The sequence below is a fragment of the Mycobacterium sp. SM3041 genome, assembly GCF_039668335.1.
GTDB lineage: Bacteria > Actinomycetota > Actinomycetes > Mycobacteriales > Mycobacteriaceae > Mycobacterium.
The window spans coordinates 168,828-188,717 of record NZ_JAYXBQ010000042.1 but is presented as its reverse complement, the minus strand read 5'-3'; the positions used below and the strand labels follow the sequence as shown (position 1 = coordinate 188,717).

Annotated in this window: 8 protein-coding genes; 1 reads left to right on the top strand and 7 read right to left on the bottom strand. The window is 65.2% G+C overall.

Annotated features, from left to right (window positions below):
* The 7 genes from VXD91_RS12100 to VXD91_RS12070 all read right to left on the bottom strand — a co-directional run.
* Positions 1-1,282: lipopolysaccharide biosynthesis protein (locus VXD91_RS12100; RefSeq protein WP_346415517.1), on the bottom strand; the 1,282-nt coding region annotated here is incomplete at its 3' end.
* A gap of 34 nt (positions 1,283-1,316) precedes the next feature.
* The gene (locus VXD91_RS12095) at positions 1,317-2,372 is read right to left on the bottom strand and encodes an O-antigen ligase family protein (protein ID WP_346415516.1); all 1,056 of its coding nucleotides are present in this window, start codon (positions 2,370-2,372) and stop codon (positions 1,317-1,319) included.
* A gap of 394 nt (positions 2,373-2,766) precedes the next feature.
* Positions 2,767-3,558 carry a glycosyltransferase gene (locus VXD91_RS12090; protein ID WP_346415514.1) on the bottom strand — a complete coding sequence of 264 codons (792 nt, stop codon included), beginning with the start codon at positions 3,556-3,558 and terminating at the stop codon, positions 2,767-2,769.
* Positions 3,559-3,956: 398 nt separating this feature from the next.
* A complete protein-coding gene (locus VXD91_RS12085; RefSeq protein WP_346415513.1) occupies positions 3,957-5,780 on the bottom strand; it encodes a DUF4012 domain-containing protein in 1,824 nt (607 codons plus the stop codon).
* Between the two features lie 62 nt (positions 5,781-5,842).
* The gene (locus VXD91_RS12080; RefSeq protein ID WP_346415512.1) at positions 5,843-6,271 is read right to left on the bottom strand and encodes a hypothetical protein; all 429 of its coding nucleotides are present in this window, start codon (positions 6,269-6,271) and stop codon (positions 5,843-5,845) included.
* Between the two features lie 198 nt (positions 6,272-6,469).
* Positions 6,470-6,904: a hypothetical protein gene (locus VXD91_RS12075; RefSeq protein WP_346415511.1), complete on the bottom strand. Its 435-nt coding sequence runs from the start codon at positions 6,902-6,904 to the stop codon at positions 6,470-6,472.
* A gap of 180 nt (positions 6,905-7,084) precedes the next feature.
* On the bottom strand, positions 7,085-18,118 hold the full coding sequence (locus VXD91_RS12070) for a type I polyketide synthase (RefSeq protein WP_346415509.1): 11,034 nt from the start codon (positions 18,116-18,118) through the stop codon (positions 7,085-7,087).
* 359 nt (positions 18,119-18,477) lie between these two features.
* On the opposite strand from VXD91_RS12070, the gene VXD91_RS12065 reads away from it, so the two are divergent.
* The gene (locus VXD91_RS12065; protein WP_346415508.1) at positions 18,478-19,887 is read left to right on the top strand and encodes a condensation domain-containing protein; all 1,410 of its coding nucleotides are present in this window, start codon (positions 18,478-18,480) and stop codon (positions 19,885-19,887) included.
* The last annotated feature ends 3 nt before the right edge of the window (positions 19,888-19,890 follow it).

The window sequence follows — 19,890 nt, the reverse complement described above, 5'->3', positions numbered from 1 at the left end:
CTAACTTCAAAATCAATATGCCGGCGATCACTCCGCAGAATAGAACATGACTGCCTGAACGCAAGAACTTCAGACTGGGCATATCGTCACAGTCACGCAGCGACCGCAGGGAAATGAGCCAGGTGAGCATGAGTCCAATCACGAGACCCCATGCGACTCCTTCGAGGCCGCCGAAGGAACCCACGATGACGCATGCGACCTGTGCTGGTTTGATGACCAGGCTCTGGAGAAAGAGCGTTCGGGCGTTTCCAGATGCAAGAAACGCCCAGTAGGCAACGAAGGTGAATATCTGGATAGCCCCGCCGATCGACAGGATTGTGAGCAATCGGGCGGACTCGATCCACGCAGCGCCCAGCATGGTCCGCACCAGCGGTTCGGCAAGTGAGGCGGACAACGTGAATCCGAATGTCAGGCTTGACGAAAGCACGATCTGGGCCTTCCATAGCGTCCCGTAAAAATCAATGCCTTCGTGGTACTTTTTTGCGAGAATCGGCAACACAACGTTGGTAAGTGGAGCCAACAGTTGGTTTGCAGGCACGGTAAGCATTTGAAATGCTCGGTTGTACACACCCAGCGGCGCAGCTCCCCAGCGAATTCCAATCGTGTATGAGTCGGCGTTCAAGGCGCCGTAGTTGAGTAGCTGCGTAAATCCCAGGTGGACACTGAAACGATACAAAGCGCCCATGCCGGGCTCCAGCGTGGGCGGACCCGGTCTCCACCTGGAAACAGAACCGCGAAGCACTACCAGCGTTACCGCTGTGCTGAGCATCTGAATGATCAGCGACCAGTACCCAAATCCTAGTAGAGCGGCTACCAATCCGATTACGAGTCCGATCAACTGGCTGACTGCGTCTGTTGCGGTTAACGCAGTGAATCGGTGATTTCGGGCCAGATCGACCTGGAACTGCATCTGTAGGGCATTGATAACAAATAACAGGGCGGACCACGGTGTGATTGCAGTCAGTGCCGGTTCGTGGTACATGTCGGCGACGAGCGGCGCTGCCAAACTGAGGCCTACGGTCAGCACCGCGCCGACCGCCGCATTGGTCCAAAACAAGTTGCTGGCCTGACGATTGGTGAGGCTTGCGGCTTGTATGGCTGCCTGTGACACTCCGAAATCTCGGATGAGCTCGCCGAGCATCAGTACTACGGCGAGCATCGCGACCAGGCCGATATCCCGAGGGTTGAGGATGCGGGAGAAGATCAGTAGCCCGGCAAACTGCAGAACGGTCTTTGCGAGTTGGCCGACGACCGTAACAGCGCCCGCGCGTTGTGCCGACAACAATGTCCGCCTCCTGCGGGTGGCCTCTTGACCGCTAGGTCGGATTGGTTACGCGAGTGGGCGAAGTTCTGACAGTGATGTCACGTTGCTCACCCATGCTGTCCTTGGACTTTGTCGCCGCCGCCCGCGCGGCGAGAAATCCTGTGACGAAGAACCAGAGCGGTAGTGTCTCCTTGGCGGCCATGCCCCATCCGGTCGCGCCGATAATGAATACGCCGGGTAGCGTCGACCAATAAGCGGCACTGCGAACGGTCAGAAATCTCGAGTCGGCATGCGGTTTCACTGCTTGCGTGAATGCCATGACTACAGGGATTAGCAGTGCGATCGCTAAGGGGATTCCCAATTCGGCGACAATGAATAGAAATGAATTATGCAACGGAAATCCGGTAGCAACCAGATGGTCGTAACGACCTACGAACTCGCTGTAATAGTTTGGTCCGGTGCCTACAAAGGGTGCGCGTTCGATCTGCTCAAGCCCGCTGGTGAGCAGGTATTTGCGCGCGCCGCCCTCGGGGTCTCGAAGCTGTCGCAGTTCGAATTTATCGAATAGATTCGTCGTCAGGATGATGGTTACGGCTGCCGCGGCCACAACGCCGAATTTGTGTGCTGCAGCTTTCGCGCGGTTGCCCAGCAGTGCCCACAACGCGATCGCGATGACGATCGCGATCGTATTTGCGCGAGAGAGCGTCAACAGAGTTGCGATCGAACCCAAAATCATCGAGGCATAGGCCATTCTGCGTATGGCGGAATTGGGGCTCGCTGACAGCGGAAGAAGTAGGCACAACAGGAGAAACACAGTCTTTCCAAGTACAGACGGGTGGCTGTAGAGTCCCACCATCCGGTCGCTATCGATCCAGTACTTTACGTTCGGTCCTTGCGCCGCGATCAGCATCACTCCGCGCGACTGCGCTGCCGTGACGATGAGTTGCATGGTGCAGGCAGCCAGGGATGCTGCGGCGAGGACGAATTCGCTGTTTTCATCGAGATTCTCGCTGACCCAGCGACCGACGCCAAATGAGACAAGGGCCGTCATGTATAGCTGGAATCCGGACCATTGTTCCGGCGTATTTCCCCATTCGGTCAACAGCATTGCTATCGCGGGGAGTCCAAATAGTACGAGGAGCCATCGTACTTGTATTCGCCCACCTTGGATCCATATCGCTATGAGAGCGCCGACTAAGACTATGTCAGCCAACGTGATACTCGGTGAACCGGACGCAATTCCATAGTGCACCACGGTGGTGGCGCCTCGGTAGACGGTGGTCGTAATTCCGCTCAGCGTGAGGAGATACGCGCCGACAAACGCTGCAGCCCACCCGGCAACTCGTGCCGCGGCAAGGACGAATGCGACCACCACCGCAATACACAGCAACTTGCTTGTCGTCACGACTCAGACTCAATTCCGCGAGGCGAATGAACCATGCTCATCGTAAGGCACTGGAACTGGCCTAGGCGCTGGATTCCACTGCTCGTGAGCCGGATTGTCATCGTCGGCCGCTACCTCGCTGTGCGCTTTGCGTCCCTGCGGTCGCTAGCTTTTCGAACGCTGCTAGATATGCGGTCGCGCTACGGTCCCAACCGTAATTCGCAGACACGAAGCTACGCGCTGAGTTCCCGATCCTCTGCGCGCGGGCACCGTCCAACATGAGGCCGACGATATGCTCGGCGATCTCGCTGGGGCTGTCTCCGACCAGTGCCTGGGTGCCAGGTTGCAGGCCGGTGAGGGGGCGAGCACTGGCTCGGTTCAGCACGACCGGGCAACCCATTGCCATTGCGCGCAGTGATTTGATCAGTATGCCCGCTTCGACCATTGAGGGAGCGAGTGCAACTTGTGCATGGCGAAATTCGGCATCGTAGTCCGCCACTTCACCAGTGATTGTGATGCCGGGTTGTCTGCCTAGTGCGCGAACGGCCTGGGACGGACGGGCGCCGAATATTCGCAGCTCCGCATCTGGCACCGACTTGCGTACCAGTGGCATTACTTGTTGCGCCAGATAGATCGCGGTTGCTTCGTTTTCGAGTCGCCACATTGCCCCGCCGAAAACGGCTAAATGCGAATGACCTCTTGACCAGGTTGTGGTGGGAGCATCAAGGCCGGGCGGAATTATGTTCACCGTACCGCGTGCGTTCTGAACTTTGTGCATGTCTGTTTCTGAAAACACGACAATCGAGTCGATTTCGGTGGTGAGAGCGTTGACTATTCTGCGGGTCTTGGTGAGTTCGTGATAATCCAGGCATCGACGGTAGATGGACTGGCCAGATCTCGGGATAACCATTCCGTCACCTGGAATGTCATGCGGCGTAAGACTGGTCCGAACGAGGCGTCGCAGCTTTAGTAGGGGCTCGGCTGCGGACCAGTACTCGGCGTGGAGTATGTCGGGATTCAGTGCCCGGGTCAGGTCCACCGCCTCTTTCGTCGATTGTCTGGACCAATGTGCCCGACCGCCATAGGGATAGCGACCGAGGCGGTCACGCCGTCGCTGCTGCACGGAGGATCCCCTGTAGTACGTAACTCCGCCGGCCTGCCAGCTGTGCATGACACCGTTGCGTTGGCCTGGGGCGTAGACATGCAGCTCAATCTTTGATGACAGGGCTTTGACTAGCGGTAATGCAAGGTCATTGGCCGCATGGTCGTGAACCGACAACGGCGAAAACGGTGTCAGTAGTAACACCCTCATCGGACTGCCGGACATTCCGGGACCCGGACGTCAGGCGTGACCTGGTCGGCCAGCGGTTGAACAGGCACGCGCGGTGTCCCGGGCGATGTCGGTTCGGACAGGTGAAAGGTGATCACACCGGACTGTCCAGGTGGAATGACGACTTGAATTTCGAACGTCGGATGTCCGCGTTCTAGGCCGTCGAACACCGGAATCATTTGGTCATTAGCGAATGCGCTGAGCAATTTCGAACCTTTTGTTGCGATGAGCCGAACGGACGTCAGCATCGAACCGCTCGGCATCTTGATCGGCACATTGGGGCTGAGGCCGAGTGCACCGGCAACATATTCTGGCAACGGGCTGGTGGGTGCGTCGCTGATCAATTTGATCGTGACAGTAGAGTTTCGTGTGGCGTCCGTGCATCGGTCGGCCGCGTAGCTAATTTCCCGTCTCAGGTAATAGTCCATCTTGTTGCCGGCGAGGTTATTGATCACTACTTCTGCGTACGGAGCAGCATCATCTGGAATCTCGTGCGCGAGTGGTGTTTGGGCGAGAAGTTTCTGGTTCGCTTCCGTCGCACTCCATATCGCTATTCGGCGTTCACCGATAGCTTTGCCGAGTGCTGCAAGTAGGTCCCTCGGAGAACGGACGGATTGCGTCATCTTCTTCACGACTGCCGCGGCGATCTCTTGGAGGTACTTTTTGCGCGCGACTTGATCCGTGGGGTATCGACTGTAAGCCGTCGACTCTGTCAACACGACTACGTTTTCTTTGGTGATTTCTTCTCCATCTGCCAACGTCACCGGACCGGTCGCGCCCAGGATGAAGCTCAACGCAACAGGGTCGATGGCGATTACGCCGTCCACGTTCACGCCCGACTCCTGTGCCCACATCGCCCTCCAGATCTGAGCCGCATACGGAAAATTCGAACTTAGATTGCTATTTCGTATATCAGTCGTCGGGTTGGTATAGCCGTATTCCTTGGAGAAGTCCTGTGTCAGATCGAATGGTTGAAAGGGACCTTCAAGGGCGGTATTGGAACCGAGCGTTTCAACGCTCGGCGCACCGTCACTGAAGTGCAAGATCCCAAACCCGCCGATGATGCCGCCCGTGCCCCGTGCTTCAGCATTCGTCTGGAAGCCCATGAAATAGTTGGTCGGCCCGTCTGCGCCCATCATTGATGGTGCGAGTTTGGCGGCCAACGCGGTTGTGTCGAGGATTCGCGAGACGCTGGTGATCTGCGCCTGAAGTTTTGACCTTGCGTCGGCCAATGCTGAGATGTAAGTGGGCTTGGGAATCGCCTCAGCCTCGGCGTCCAATCGGCGAGCGTCTGTGGACAGCTTTCCAATCGCGGGCTCGTTGTCGCGGAGCAGACGGACGTCGAGCCTGTTGCCGTTGAACAAATGATCTGGTGATAGGGCTAGTCCAATGCGGGCGGCCGGCGACAGGACGTCGTTCGCGAAGCCAACGACCACGTTCGCAATCTGTCTGCTCGCGTTAAATGGACTGCCCAACCAGGGTAGGCCCGCAGCCAATGTCCAGGGGATGGATTGTGTTGCTTCGCTGGCGACTTGAGCGTGAGCGAGGACAGAATCCGCATGCTGCTCAGCCGCCTCGGCGTGTCCTTTGGCAAGGGCATCTTTGGCTTGGACCGCTTCGGCTCGGGCCTTCTCGAGATTGTCTTTTACGGTGCGAGCGTCCCACGCCAGCCAGCCGAGGAGTGCTAACAGAGCAATTAGTGTGCCGCCCAATATATTTCGGACGCGGTGTCGCCACTGGTGCCGGTCACCAGGAGTAGCTTCGACGGTTTCAGTCGGTGGGGCGTCGGCGTCGTCCTGCACTCAAAGGCACTTTCCTCGGGGTAAACCGGCGAGAATGCCGGTATGTTGATCGCTGACAGTTGCTAAAGCGGCGGGCTGAAAGCTTCGCATCCGGGTATGTGAACCCTGAACCACGCGGGGTGCTGTTCCTTCATCTTGGCGCATACTTCTGGGTTCTCGTGAAGCCATTTCAGATTTTCTTCACGCTTCTTCGCGTCTCGTCCTTCCGGACTTCCAGCCGAGTAGCCGGCGTCTTTGCCTGTCGCGTACGAGTCGTTGCAGTACAGCGCTAAGAAGTATTTGCCGGTCTTCTTATCTTTCCGCCACGAGCTGACGAGACATTTATCCATCGCGACTTGGTCACCGACGACGGTTGACAGAACGGTGTGACCGGACCACGAGCTGATAATCTTTGTCGCTTCCGCATATGTCTTGCCAACCAATGCATCTTGGGCCGACGCGACTCCAGTGCCGGAGAGTGGGGCGATGGCCAACAATCCAAGTGCGATCACGAAGCGTCGGAGACTAATCGTCATTGAGGTGCTTACCTCCCGGGATCATCCGTTCCGGTTGACTGTTCGGGTCTCCGGGATTGTTCCTATCGCTTGTGTGCATGGCTTGGATCAGAGGATCATTCGCTGATACGACACCGGCGTGACCCTTCGCGATGCGAAGGGGATTGTGTAAGCACTCGTCTCCCTGGCTGCCGTCTAGCAGCCGCGAGTCAATGAAACGGTGATCGTGCCGTACGGACCGACCTTCACGCCTGCACCGAGGAAGCAGGCGGAGAAGTTGATGTTCTGCGTCAGGCGCTTCCACGGCTCTTGTAGGAAGCCGGGAATGATCGACAGCGGGGTGAATGTCCCCACCAGGATCGGCGCGCCGGGGCTGGGGTTAGACCCGCCACCAACCCACCACCAGGGGTTGTTCTGCCACCAGGTGTTGACGTCCTGTGGCGCGAAGACCAGCGGTGCCTGGGCGATGTTGTCCAGGACGTGGGTGATTGGCGTCAGCGGAGCGGGCGCAGAGATGTCGGCCTGCGCCATCGCCGGGGTGAGAACGGCGGCTCCCGCGACCGCGCAGGCGGCGGCGCCGACCTGCAGCTTGGTCTTGGTGTTCGAAACATGCATCGCGAGAACAGACATAGTCCGAGCCTTCCGCCGATGAGATCGATCCTCATAGGAGCGTGACAGAATTGGCGGTGCGCGTCAATAACTTATTGACGCGGGTGTGGACAATTTCTGGGCAGGTCTGGTGGGCTAACGGCGCGGCGGGAAGGGTGTGCACGCGGTCGGGTCAGGCCGCGTGCACACCCGTCACAGTCGTCACTCCTGTGCGGCAGGCGCCTCGGGCTCAGCCTCGCCGGCAGCTTCCGCGGCGGGTGCCTCCGCCGGAGCCGCGGCCGACTCCTCAACCGCCACCTCCGGTGCATCCGACGTCGCATCCGACGGCGGCAGCTGCGACGCCAGGTGCCCGGCGAGTTCGCCGAGGGTCGGGTAGTCGAAGATCGCCGTCGGGCTGATGTCGAACTTGCCGCCGAACTGACCGAACAACCGGTTGCGGAGCTCGACCGCCATCAATGAGTCGGTACCCAGATCGAGGAACCGGCTCGTGGCCGCGGGCGGCTGCGCCAGGCGCAGGAAGCCCTGCACCTCCTTCTGCAGGAACTCGGTGATGAAGCCGGCGCGCTGGGCGTCCGGAATCTCCTGCAGCTGCCGCAGCAGCTCGCTGTCACCGGCGGCCGCGGTGTCGCTGGTCGGCAACACCTGGTCCAGCAGCGGCGGACGAATGCCGCCGAGCATCTTGGCGGCCCGCTGCCAGTTGGCCTTGAGGACCGTCGCCTGCGCGGCACCGTGCCGGATCACCTCGCCGAGGGCAGCCAGCGCCGCCGACGGCTCGAGCGGCATCATGCCCTGCGCACTCAGGTTCGCGGTGGCTGCCTGAGAGCTGGCCATGCCGCCCCGGCCCCACGGACCGAAGTTGACGGCCGTCGCCGGCAGGCCGAGGGCCCGGCGGTGCGCGACGAGGCCGTCGAGCAGCGCGTTGGCCGTCGCGTAGTTGGCCTGCGCCGGTGAACCCAGCACCGCCGACGCCGACGAGTAGACGATGAAGAAGTCCAGATCGTCGTCCTGCGTCAACTTGTGCAGGTGCAGCGCACCGAAGGCCTTGGGACCCAGGGTCTTCCGGAAGCGCTCCAGATCCTGCTGGGGCAGCAGCGCGTCGTCGAGCACACCGGCCAGGTGGGCCACGCCGGCCAGCGGCGGCAGTTCCGTGCGGATCCGGTCGAGCAACGCCGCAACCGAGGACTCGTCACCGATGTCGCCGGAGAAGACGTGCACCCGGCAGTGGAAGCGCTCCATCATCGCGTCGATGGCGCGCTGCGCGTCGCCGTCCGGCTCACGCCGGCTGGTGAGCACGATATCGCCGGCACCCAGCTGAGCCAGGTACGCCGCGGTGTGCAGACCGAGCGCGCCGAGACCACCGGTCACCAGGTAGGTCCGATCACCTTGCGGCTGCAGCGGTTTCGGCATCTGCACCACGATCTTGCCGATGTGCCGGGCCTGCTGCATGCGGCGGAACGCGGTCTTGGCCTCGGTCAGCGGGTAGACCTCGGCAGGCACCGGCGTCCACTCGCCCTTGGCCAGTCCGTCGGCGACCTCTTCCATGAGCCGCTGGATGTGCGCCGGATCGGTCATCATCGTGACGTCGAGCGCGACGATCTCGTAGTTGATGTCCGGCCGGACCTCAGCCATGCGCTCGGGGGTCCAGATGTCGCGCTTGGCGATCTCGGCGAACCGGCCGCCCTGGGCGGTCGCCCGCACCGTGGCCTCGACGAAGCCCTCGTTGGTGAGGCTGTTGAGCACCACGTCCACGCCCTCGCCGTTGGTGTCGGCGAGAATCTGGTCCGCGAAATCGGTTGTGCGCGAGTCGTAGACGTGCTCGACACCCATCTTGCGCAGCGTCGCTCGCTTGTAGGTGCTGGCGGTGGCGAAGACGATCGCGCCCTTCTGGCGCGCCATCTGCACCGCCGCCAAACCCACACCACCGCTGGCGGCGTGGATCAGCACGCGGTCGCCCGGCTTGAGCTGCGCCCAGTCGAACGCCAGCCGGACCGTCAGCGCCGCCGCGGGCAGCGTCGCCGCGTCGACCGGGTTGATGCCCTCGGGGACGACGGCGAGCAGCTGCTCGGGCACGTTGAGCCGGCTGGAGAAGGCGCCCTGCATGGAGCCGAACACCCGCTGCCCGACCTCGAATCGGGTGACCTCCGAACCCAATTCGGTGATGACACCGCACAGGTCGCCACCGATGGGCCCCGGATCGCCCGGGTACAGGCCCAGCACGTTGAGCACGTCGCGGAAGTTGAGGCCGGCGGCCTCGATCCGGACCTGCACCTCGTGCGGCTCGGGCGGCGTCACGTCTTTCTCGGTCAGGCGCAGGTTGTCGATCGCTCCGCGCTCGGTGGGAGCCAGCACGTAATCGTCCGAACGCGGCATCGGCAGGTGGCCGCTGCGCGCCCAGTGCATGAGCCGTGGCACGAGGAACTTGCCTTGCCGCAGTGCGAATTCCGACTCGGTCACCGGAGTGGCCAGAATGCCGGTCAGCCAGTTGGTGGCGTTGTCGTCGGCGCCGTCGAGGTCGACGAGCTTGAGCCGCAGGGTCGGCTGCTCGTTGATGACGGTGCGCCCCAGGCCCCAGAGCGCGGCCTGCACGGGGTCGACGGGCTCGCCGGGCTCGGTGGCCACGGCGCGCTCGGTGACGATCCACAGGCCGCCGGTGAGGTTCAGCTTCTCCTCGGCGAGTGCGGTCTGCATGCCTGCCAGCACGGTGCCGACCTCGGTCTCGAGGCGGGCCGCGACGTCGGCGTCCTCGTAGCCCGAAGCGCGCCAGACGATTCCGGTGACGGGCGCGCCGGCCTCGGCTGCCGTGGTGATCGCCTGCTGCCAGGCGGCGGCGTCCAGGGTCTGGTCGAGCTTGACGGCTCCGGGGAGGCCGGCGGCCAACTCGTCGAAGCCCGCCACCAGCCAGGTGCCCGCGGTCGGCTTAGCAGCAGCCTCGGCGTCCTCACCGGTAGCGGCCGGCGTGGCACCTTCCTGCCAGCCCAGCGTGTACAGCAGGCGGGTGGTGTCGCCGCCGAGCCCACGCATCAGTGCCTCACGCGGTGCCCGCTTCACGGTGAACTCGGTGATGCCACCGAGGCGCTTGCCGTCGCGATCGAGGAAGTCGATGTCGAAGACCTGCGTCTCGTTGGTCAGCTCGCTCGTGTGCCAGCGTGCCCGCGCGTAGAAGCGCCGCGGCATCTTGTCGCGCAACTCGACCTGGCCGTACCGCAGCGGCAGGAACAGGTCGTGCATGCCGTGTTCGGCGGCCAGCAGCGCCGGGAAGGCCGGGAAGGCCACACCGGTGCAGAGGTCCAGCAGGACAGGGTGGATGGGCTCGGTGCTGAGGTGCTCGGCGAGCTCGTCACCGACCGACACGTCACCGATGGCCATGCCGTCGCGCACCCACAGCGACTTGAGAGACGTGGACCACGTTGGGCCCCATGCCAATTCCATGTCGTTGAAGGTCTCGAACAGCTGCTGCGGACGCAGCCGCTCCATGCGCTCGACGACGTCCTCCATGGAACCGGCGACGTTGTCGGACGCGTCGGCCTCGTCGGCGCCGGCGAGCAGGGTGCCGTCGGCGTTGAGCGACCACTCGGCTTCCCGGACCCCGTTCGGCCGGCTGTGTACCTGGAACTTCCAGCCTTCGCCGCCATCGAGAGTCCGGATGGTCAGCTGTGTCTCGCGAGAGGCCTTGTCGGGCAGGATGATCGGCTCGTAGAAGAACACTTCCTTCACCCGCGCCGGCGCTCCGACCGACGCCAGGGCCATGGCCGCGTACGTCGCTCCCGGCACCACGACGGTGCCGTAGATGACGTGGTGCGACAGCCACGGCTGCGTCTTGACCGACAACACATTGCTGTAGATCGTGTCGCCGGTGGCCAGATCCTTGGCGCTGCCCAGGATTCCGGACGTGGCTGCCGCCCCGCCGGAGCTCATGCCCACGACATTCGCGGTCTTGGGCCAGAAGCGGCGCCGCTGGAACGGGTACGTCGGCAGCTCGACGCGGTGTCCGCGGTTCTTGGCCGAGAAGTCCGGCCGGTGCCCGCAGATGTACGTCGTGGCAAGCGCTTCGGTGATCTGCCGCTGTGCGTTGGCGCCCTTGCGCAGGGACACGATGGCGCGCGGGGTCTCGGCGCCCTCGGGCCAGCACTGCAGCGCGGCCGCGGTCAGGATCGGCTGCGGGCCGATCTCCATCAGCACCGAGCAACCCAGCGCCGCCACGGTCTTGACGCTCTCGGTGAACTGCACGGGTTGACGGGAATGCCGCCGCCAGTACTGCGCGTCGATCGGCGTCTCGGCGGTGAGGACCGCGCCGGTGCGGTTGCAGATGAGCGGCAACGTGGGTGTCGCGAACTGGAACTGCGTTGCGAAGGACTCGAATTCGTCGAGCACCGGGTCGAGCAGCTCGGAATGGAACGCATGGCTGGTCTCGAGCCAGGTGCACCGCGTGGCGTCCTCGCTGCAGGCGGTGACGATCTGCTCCAGATCCTCGGCCGGGCCCGACAGCACGGTGTTGCGGCCGTTGTACGCACCGACCGACACCCGTGGGTACGTCTCGGCGGCGCGCTCCACGTATTCGGGATCGGCGAACACCGCCACCATGCGGCCACCCGCCGGCAGACTGCCGAACAAGCGGCCGCGCTCTGCGATCAGCCGGGCGCCGTCCTCGAGGCTGAACACGCCGGCCACACAGGCCGCCGCGTACTGACCGACGCTGTGCCCAAGCACCGCATCGGGCTCGATGCCCCACGACTGCCACAACCGGGCCAGGCCCATCTCGACGGCGAAGATCGCGGGCTGCGCGAACGCGGTGTTGCGCAGCGTCTCTGCCGCTTCCCGATCGTTGCCGAACATGACCTCCAGCAGCGGGCGCGGCAGGATCGGATCGACCGCCTGCGCGCAGCGGCGCACCACGTCGGCGAAAACCGGTTCGGTGTCGAACAATTCGCGGGCCATGCCCGGGTATTGACTGCCCTGGCCGGGGAAGAACCACGCCGTGGTCGGCGGGTCGGTGCACTCGCCCTTGAGCACGCCCGGCCGCAGCTTGTTCGCCACCAGGTCTTCCAACAGATTCTTGGCGTCGTGGACGGTGTTGGCGACCACCGCGGCGCGGTGCTCGAAGTGCGAACGTCCCGAGCCGGCGGTGAAGCACACGTCGGCGATCGAGGCATCGGGGTGTGCTTCGAGCCAGTCGCGGTACTTCTGCGCCAGCGCCGTCAGGCCCTGGGCCGAGCGCGCCGACAGCGGCAGCACGCTGATCGGCTCGGTGGCCGGGGTTTCGGGCGTCACGTCATCAGCGACGTCGTCGTCAGACACCACGACCGGCGCCTCTTCCAACAGCACGTGCGCGTTGGTGCCGGTGAACCCGAAGGAGCTCACACCGGCGCGACGCGGACGGCCGTCGGTGTGCCACGGGGTGGGCTTGTCGACGACCTGGACGGGCAGCGAGTCCCACGGGATGTGCGGCGACGGCTTGTTGAAATGCAGGGTCTGCGGGAGCATCTCGTGCTCGAGCGACAACACCACCTTGACCAGACCGGCGACGCCGGCCGCGGACTCGAGGTGTCCGATGTTGGTCTTCGCGGTGCCCATCAGCAGCGGCCGGTTCGCATCCCGGCCCGCGCCGTACGCGGCGGCCGCGGCCTGCACCTCGATCGGGTCGCCGAGCGGCGTACCGGTGCCGTGCGCTTCCAGGTAGTCGACGTCGCCGCCGCTGAGGCCGGCCCGGGCCAGCGCGGTGTTGATGAGTCGTTGCTGCGCACCACCATTGGGGACGGTGAGGCCGCTGGACGCGCCGTCCTGGTTGACCGCGGTGCTCCGGATGACGGCGGCGATGCGGTCACCGTCGCGCTGCGCGTTGCTGAGCCGCTTGAGGACCAGGACGCCGCAGCCTTCACCACGGACGTAGCCGTCGGCACTGGCATCGAACGTCTTGCAGCGGCCGTCGGGCGCCAGCATCCGCGCGCGGGAAGCCGCGACGATGGACGCCGGGCTCAGCAGCACGTTGACGCCACCGGCCAGCGCCATGTCGCAGTCGCCCGCGTGCAGCGCCTGCACGGCCTGGTGGACCGCGACCAGCGACGAGCTGCAGGCGGTGTCGACCGCCATGGCCGGCCCTTCCAGGCCCAGCGTGAACGACACACGACCGGCGATGGCGTTGAGCGCGTTACCGGTGATGAAGTGCGGTTCGAGATTCTCGACCGAACCGCCCGAGAGCAGATGCGAGTATTCGTTGGCGCCGACGCCGATGAACACGCCGGTTCGGCTGCCGCGCAACGCCGCCGGGGCGTAGCCGGCCCGCTCCAGGCCCTCCCACGCGATCTCGAGCATCAGCCGCTGCTGCGGGTCGATCCACACGGCCTCGCGCGGCGAGATGCCGAAGAACTCCGGATCGAAGGTGTCGACGCTGTCGAGGTAACCACCGGAGCGCGTGTAGATCTTGCCCGGCGTCATGGCGTCGGGGTCGTAGAACTCGTCGACGTCGAAGCGGTCCTCGGGGATCTCGCTGATCGCGTCGACACCCTGAGAAAGCACCTGCCAGAACGCATCCGGATCGGGCGACCCCGGGAAACGGCACGCCACTGAGACGATGGCGATGGGCTCGTCGGCAGCGGCGAGCGACTTGAGCTCGGTGACGGCCTTGGTACCGGCCTTCTCGCTGAGGTTGAGGATGTCGCTGAGCAGGTAGTCCGCGACATCGGTGAGGCGCGGGTGGTCCATGGCGAGGGTCGCCGGAAGTTCCTTGCCGACACCCTGTTCCAGGCGGCGACGCAGTTCGACAGCCATCAGGGAGTCCATGCCGAGGTCGAAGAACCCGGTCTCCTCGCGGATCTCGGAGGCCTCGATGCGCGTCACCTCGGCGACGGCGTCCCGCAGGTATTCCAGGACCAGCTTCTTGCGCTGCTGCACCGGCGCGGCGATGAGCTGCTCGACCAGTCGCGTGTTGCCGGACGCACCGACAGCACCTGCGGCGCCGGCGGATTCGGGTACCTCGCGGGCGACCTCGGCCAGCAGGGCCCGGGACCCGGCCTGCGAGTAGATGGGCAGGAACTTGGCCCAATCCATGCGCGCCACAACGGCTTCCGCGGGGTCGCCACCGGACACCATGACGTCGGCCATGCCGGTCAGGGCATCAGCGGGGGAGAGGGTGCGGACACCGCGGCGCTCCAGCTGAGCGCGGGCGTCCGGGTCGGCCATACCGGCCGACCACGGCCCGAAGTTGACGCTCATACCGGCCACGCCCTGCTCCCGCAGACGCCACGTCAGGCCGTCGAGGAACGCGTTGGCCGCGCTGTATGCCGTTTGGCCGTAGCTGCCCCACACCGCCGAGATCGACGACGTCGACAGGAAGAAGTCGAGGTTCTGGTCGGCGACCGCCTCGCTGAGGTACCAAGCACCCCAGACCTTTCCGGAGAACACCCGCTCCAGTTCGGCCTCTTCCAGCGTGGCCAGCGGCGTCGTGCTGTTCTCGCCGGCGGCGTGCACGACACCGGCCAGCGGCGGCAGTTCGGAACGCAGGGTCGACATCAGGCGGGCGACGTCGTGCGGATTGGCGACATCGGCGGTGATGACCCGGGTCTCGCAGCCGTGCTGCTCGCGCAGCGCGTCGATGCGCTGCTGCACTGCCTCATTCGGCGTGCGGCGGCTGGTCAGCACCAGGTTCCGGGCGCCGTGCTGGGCCAGGTAGCCGGCGATCTCCAGGCCGAGCGAGCCCAGGCCGCCGGTCACCAGATACGTTGCGTCCGCGCGCAATTCCAGCTGTGTCGGGTTCGGCTGCCCGGTGCGGCGGACCAGCCGCGGCACGTGCACGCCCTCGGCGCGCAGCGCGATCTGGTCCTCGCCGCGCGGCGCCGCGATCACCTGATTGAGTAACCGCACCCATTCGTCGGTGCTGCCTTCTGCCAGATCGGCCAGGCCGCCCCACACCTGGGGGTATTCCAGCGCGGCCGAACGACCGAAGCCCCACAGGCCCGTCTGCTCCGGTGCCACGGTGTCGGTGTCGGTAACCCGTTGTGCGCCAAGGGTGATCACCCAGATGGGCGACCGCAACTCGGCGGCGGCCGCCGCCCGGAACAGACGCTGCGTGCCGCCGAGGACGCGGTGCTGTACCCGGAGCAACGCCTGCATGGACGCCCGGTCGGCATCGAGGCCCGCGACGTGCAGGATGCGCAGCGTCGGCTCCTCCTCGACGGCCGCGCGCAGGTCGGCTTCCAGCTGCTGTTCGTCGGCGTCGGACCCCGGCAACCCGAGCACGCGATGCCGATGGCCGAGCCGGGTCAGGGCGTCGGTCAGCGGCGCGAGCACCGCGGCGTCGTCACCGATGAGGACCCACGCCGAGCCCTCGCCGACCTCCGCGGGTGCCCCGGCCGAGACCTTGTCCCAGCGGATCTCGTAGCGGGCGTCGGAGACGGACTGCGCGGTGCGCTGCCGGTTGTGTTGTGCTGCAAGCTTGTTCAGCACCGCGGTGGTCGACTCGTCGGTGCCGCCCAGCAGGGCGGCGAGCTCGTCGATGCGGCCGTCTTCGAGCAGGCGGACGGCCTCGGTGGTCGCCCCACCGCCCATGTGTGCGGTGGCCGACGGCGTGATGCGCTCGTCGCGGAACCAGTACGCCTTGCGCTGGAAGGGGTAGGTCGGCAGATCGACGTTGTGCGCCGAACCGGGCCGCACGGCGGCGAAGTCGGGCAGGTGGCCGGCGGTGTAGGCGGTGGCCAGTGCCTCGGTGATCTGACGGTGGTCGGCGCCCTTGCGGCGCAGCGACGCAATGGCCCGCGGTGCGGTTGCCGGGTCAGGCCAGGCGCGCAGGGCCGCGGCGGTCAGGATGGGCTGCGGGCCGACTTCGAGCAGCACCGCGCAACCGAGCTTGGCGAGCGTCTCCACGCCCTTCGAGAACTCCACGGGCTGGCGCGCGTGCCGGCGCCAGTACTGGCCGTCGAGCTTCGCGGTACGGCCCAGCGTGTCACCGGTCCGGTTGCACACCAGGATGCGCTGCGGCGCGTTGAACGTGAATTTGTTTGCGTACGTCTCGAATTCGTCGAGTGCCGGGTCCAGTAATGCTGAGTGGAAGGCGTGGCTGGTCTCCAGCCAGTCGCAGCGCACACCGTCACCGGTCAGCCCGGCGACGGCGCGTTCCAGGTCGGCACCCGGACCGGAGAGCACGGTGTTGGCGCCGTTGTATGCGGCGACCGACAGGCTCGGGTATTCATCGGTGAGCCGCTCGACGCGCTCGGGCGCGGCGAAGATCGCCGCCATCCGGCCGCCCGCGGGCAGGTTCCCGAAGAGGCGTCCGCGCTCGGCGAGCAGCCGCATGCCGTCTTCGAGGCTGAACACGCCCGCGACGCAGGCCGCGGTGTACTGGCCGACGCTGTGGCCGAGCACCACGTCGGGCTCGAAACCCCACGACTGCCACAGCCGGGCCAGCCCCATCTCGACGGCGAAGATCGCCGGCTGGGCGTAGCTGGTGAGCCGCAGTGTCTCTTCCGGACCGTCGAAAATGACGTCCAGCAAGGGCTTTTCGAGCATGTCGGCAACCGCGTCGGCACACTGCGTCACGGTCTCGGCGAACACCGGCTCGGTTTCGAACAGCTCCTTGGCCATGCCGGCGAACTGGCTGCCCTGACCCGGGAACAGCCACGCGGTCTTCGGCTTGTCGGCGGACGTTCCGCGCACCAGACCCGGCGCCGGACGGTCGTCGGCCAGCGCGCCGAGCAATTCGCGCGCGGAATCGAGGGAATTCACCACGAGCGCGGCGCGGTGCTCGAAGTGGGCGCGGCCCGCACCGGCGGTGATGCAGACATCCGCGAGGCCGGCCTCGGGGTGCGCGGCCAGCCAGCTGCGGTAGTCCTCGGCGGACTGCAGCAGCGCTGCCGGGGTCCGGGCCGACAGCGGCAGCACCGTGAAGCGCCGGTCGTCGGGCTCCTCGGCCGGTGCCGGCGCCGGCGCGGTGGCGGGAGCTTCCTCAAGCAGCACATGGGCATTGGTGCCGGAGAAGCCGAACGAGCTGATGCCCGCGACGCGCGGCCGGTCGCCGCGTTCCCAGGCGGTGGCCTCGTCGACGACCTTCACCGGGATGCGGTCCCACGGAATGTGCGGCGACGGGTTCTTGAAGTGCAGGTGCTTCGGCAGTTCCTGATGCTCGAGCGACAGGATGACCTTGATGATCCCGGCGACGCCCGCGGCGGCCTCGAGGTGTCCGATGTTCGTCTTCACCGAGCCGATCAGCAGCGGGTTGTCGGCGTCGTGGCCGGTGCCGTACGCCGCGGCCGCGGCCTGCACCTCGATCGGGTCGCCCAGCGACGTGCCGGTGCCGTGCGCCTCCAGGTACCCGACGTCGCCGGGCGTCAGGCCCGCGCGCTCCAGCGCCTCGGCGATAACACGTTGCTGCGCAACGCCATTGGGGACGGTCAGGCCACCGGAGGCGCCGTCCTGGTTGATGGCGCTACCGCGGATGACGGCCCGGATCCGGTCGCCGTCACGGATGGCGTCCTCGAGCCGCTTCACGACGATGACGCCGCAGCCCTCGCCGCGCACATAGCCGTCGGCGGAGGCGTCGAACGTCTTGCACTTGCCGTCCGGGGCCAGCATGCGGGACTGCGAGAAGGTGATCATGGTGGCCGGGCTCAGGATGACGTTGGCGCCACCGGCCAGCGCGAGATCGCACTCGCCGAGCTGCAGGGCCTGGCACGCCTGGTGGACGGCCACCAGCGACGAACTGCACGCGGTGTCGACGGTGACCGCCGGACCCTGCAGGCCCAGCCGGTAGCTGATGCGGCCGGCCGCCGCGGCGCCCGAGGTGCCGATGGCCATGTAGGCCTCGATCTCCGGGTAGGTCAGCTCACTCGAGGCCATGCCGAGGTAGTCGTGGGTCGCCAGGCCGATGAACACACCGGTCTGCGTGTTGGCGAGCGCGGACGGCGCGGTGCCCGAATGCTCGACGGCACGCCATGCCATCTCCAGCAGCAGGCGCTGCTGGGGGTCCATCATCTTGGCCTCGCGAGTGGACACCCCGAAGAACGGGGCGTCGAAGCCGACGGCGTCATCGAGGAAGCCGGCGCGGCGGGTGATGATCTTGCCGCGGGCGTCGGGGTCGGCATCGAAGAACTCGTCGACGTCCCACCGATCTTGTGGCACCTCGGATACGGCGTCCCGGCCTTCGCGCAGCATCTCCCAGAAGGATTCGGCGTCGGTGGCTCCGGGGAAGCGCGCGGCGTACCCGACGATCGCGAAGCTGGACGTTTCCGGACCTTCGATCGTTGCCATGAAAAAGCAGTCCTCCCGCGTTTTGCCGGTGACATCCGATCCCACGCAGGAGACCGTGTTCAGCGCCAGAATTTATGTTGCGAACGGCCGGCCTCGACGATTGGTCGGCAGATCTACTTGACGGCCGGCTCAGTCATGAATGGCCAGTTGATCTTCCGAACGGCCACGGCCAGCTCATCTTCTGCGGGCCAGTATTACATGTAGGTTGCTGAAGCACGAGGATTATGTGCGCCGGTGGTGGTTGGTCAGCGCGGACCGCCCCACCAGGCGTAACGGCGCCGGCAAAGGTTGCCGGGGTATGTTGATGGCGCCAACAGTGTTGCCGGGCCTCTGTGTGCCCAAACCTGGGAGGAAAGTAATTGCGAATCGGGAAGATCACGATCGGAAAGATCGATGATTGGACGCCGATCCCAGGTGTTCTGACCTCCTGGCACCCCACCGAGGCGGCTCGCGAAGTGGCCCGGCAGGCACCTGTGAGTTCGGTGCCGGTCAGCTACATGCAGGGCCAGCACATCCGCGGTGTCGTCGAGCGCACCGGTTCGGGTCTGGAGTACTCCCGGCAGATCATCGCGACGTGCGAAGTCCCTGGTCAGTGCGACATCGCGGCCATGAACGAAGCGCTGAACTCCTATCTGCGCAGGCACGACACCTACCGCAGCTGGTTCGAGTACACCGACGACGGCGACATCCTCCGGCACACCCTCACCGACCCCGAGGACCTCGAGTTCGAGCCCGTCAACCACGGTGAACTGGCGGTCGAGGACGTCCGCAAGCACCTCGTGGACATCCCGACACCGCTCGAGTGGGGCTGCTTCTCCTTCGGCATCGTCCAGAGCGAAGACAGCTTCAACTTCTATGCGGCCATCGACCACGTCCACGGCGACGCGGCGCTCATCGGCATCACGATGCTGGAGGCTCATGGCCGGTACACAGCATTGACAACAGGGGGCTCAGCGTTTGCTCTGCCCGACGCCGGCAGCTTCGACGAATGGTGCGTCCAGGAGCACGAGCGCACCTCGGCGCTGACCGTCGACTCTCCCGAGGTGCAGGCCTGGATCGAGTTTGCTGAGAACAACAACAACAGCATGCCGGAGTTCCCGTTGCCGTTGGGGAACGCCATGGAGCCGTCGGTCGGCGACATGGTCGGCGAATCGCTCATGGACCCCGAGCAGACGGCACGGTTCGAGTCTGCCTGTGAGGCGGCCGGTGCCCGCTTCGTCGGCGGCCTGTTCGCCTGCATGGCCCAGGTCGAGCACGAATTGACCGGTGCTGCAACGTATTACGGGCTCACCCCGCGTGACACCCGGCGCACGTCGGACAACTTCATGACGCAGGGCTGGTTCACCGGACTGGTGCCCATCACCGTGCCGATCGCCGCGGCGACCTTCAACGAAGCCGCCTGGGCGGCGCAGGAGTCGTTCGACGGCAACCTCAACATGGCGCGGGTTCCGTACTACCGCGTCCTGGAGCTCGCACCGTGGCTGGACTGGCCGCGGCCCAACTTCCCGGTGTCGAACTTCCTGCACGGCGGCGCGGCGCCACTCAACACCATCCTGGCCGCCACCGAGATGGGATACGCCAACAACATCGGCATCTACTCCGATGGCCGGTACTCCTACCAGCTGACCATCTACGTCTTCCGCTACGAGGGCGGCACGGTCATGGAGGTCATGTACCCGGACAACCCCATCGCCAAGAAGTCCGTGACCCGGTACCTGGAAGCGATGAAGTCGGTCTGCACGCGGATCGCCGACGGCGGGAACTGGTGACCA

Bases quoted from the DNA above. Each gene is read 5' to 3' on its own strand.
- VXD91_RS12070 (WP_346415509.1), bottom strand. From the start codon at position 18,118: ATGGCAACGATCGAAGGTCCGGAAACGTCCAGCTTCGCGATCGTCGGG.
- VXD91_RS12095 (WP_346415516.1), bottom strand. From the start codon at position 2,372: ATGCTGTTGACCGAATGGGGAAATACGCCGGAACAATGGTCCGGATTC.
- VXD91_RS12075 (WP_346415511.1), bottom strand. From the start codon at position 6,904: ATGTCTGTTCTCGCGATGCATGTTTCGAACACCAAGACCAAGCTGCAG.
- VXD91_RS12090 (WP_346415514.1), bottom strand. From the start codon at position 3,558: ATGGTTATCCCGAGATCTGGCCAGTCCATCTACCGTCGATGCCTGGAT.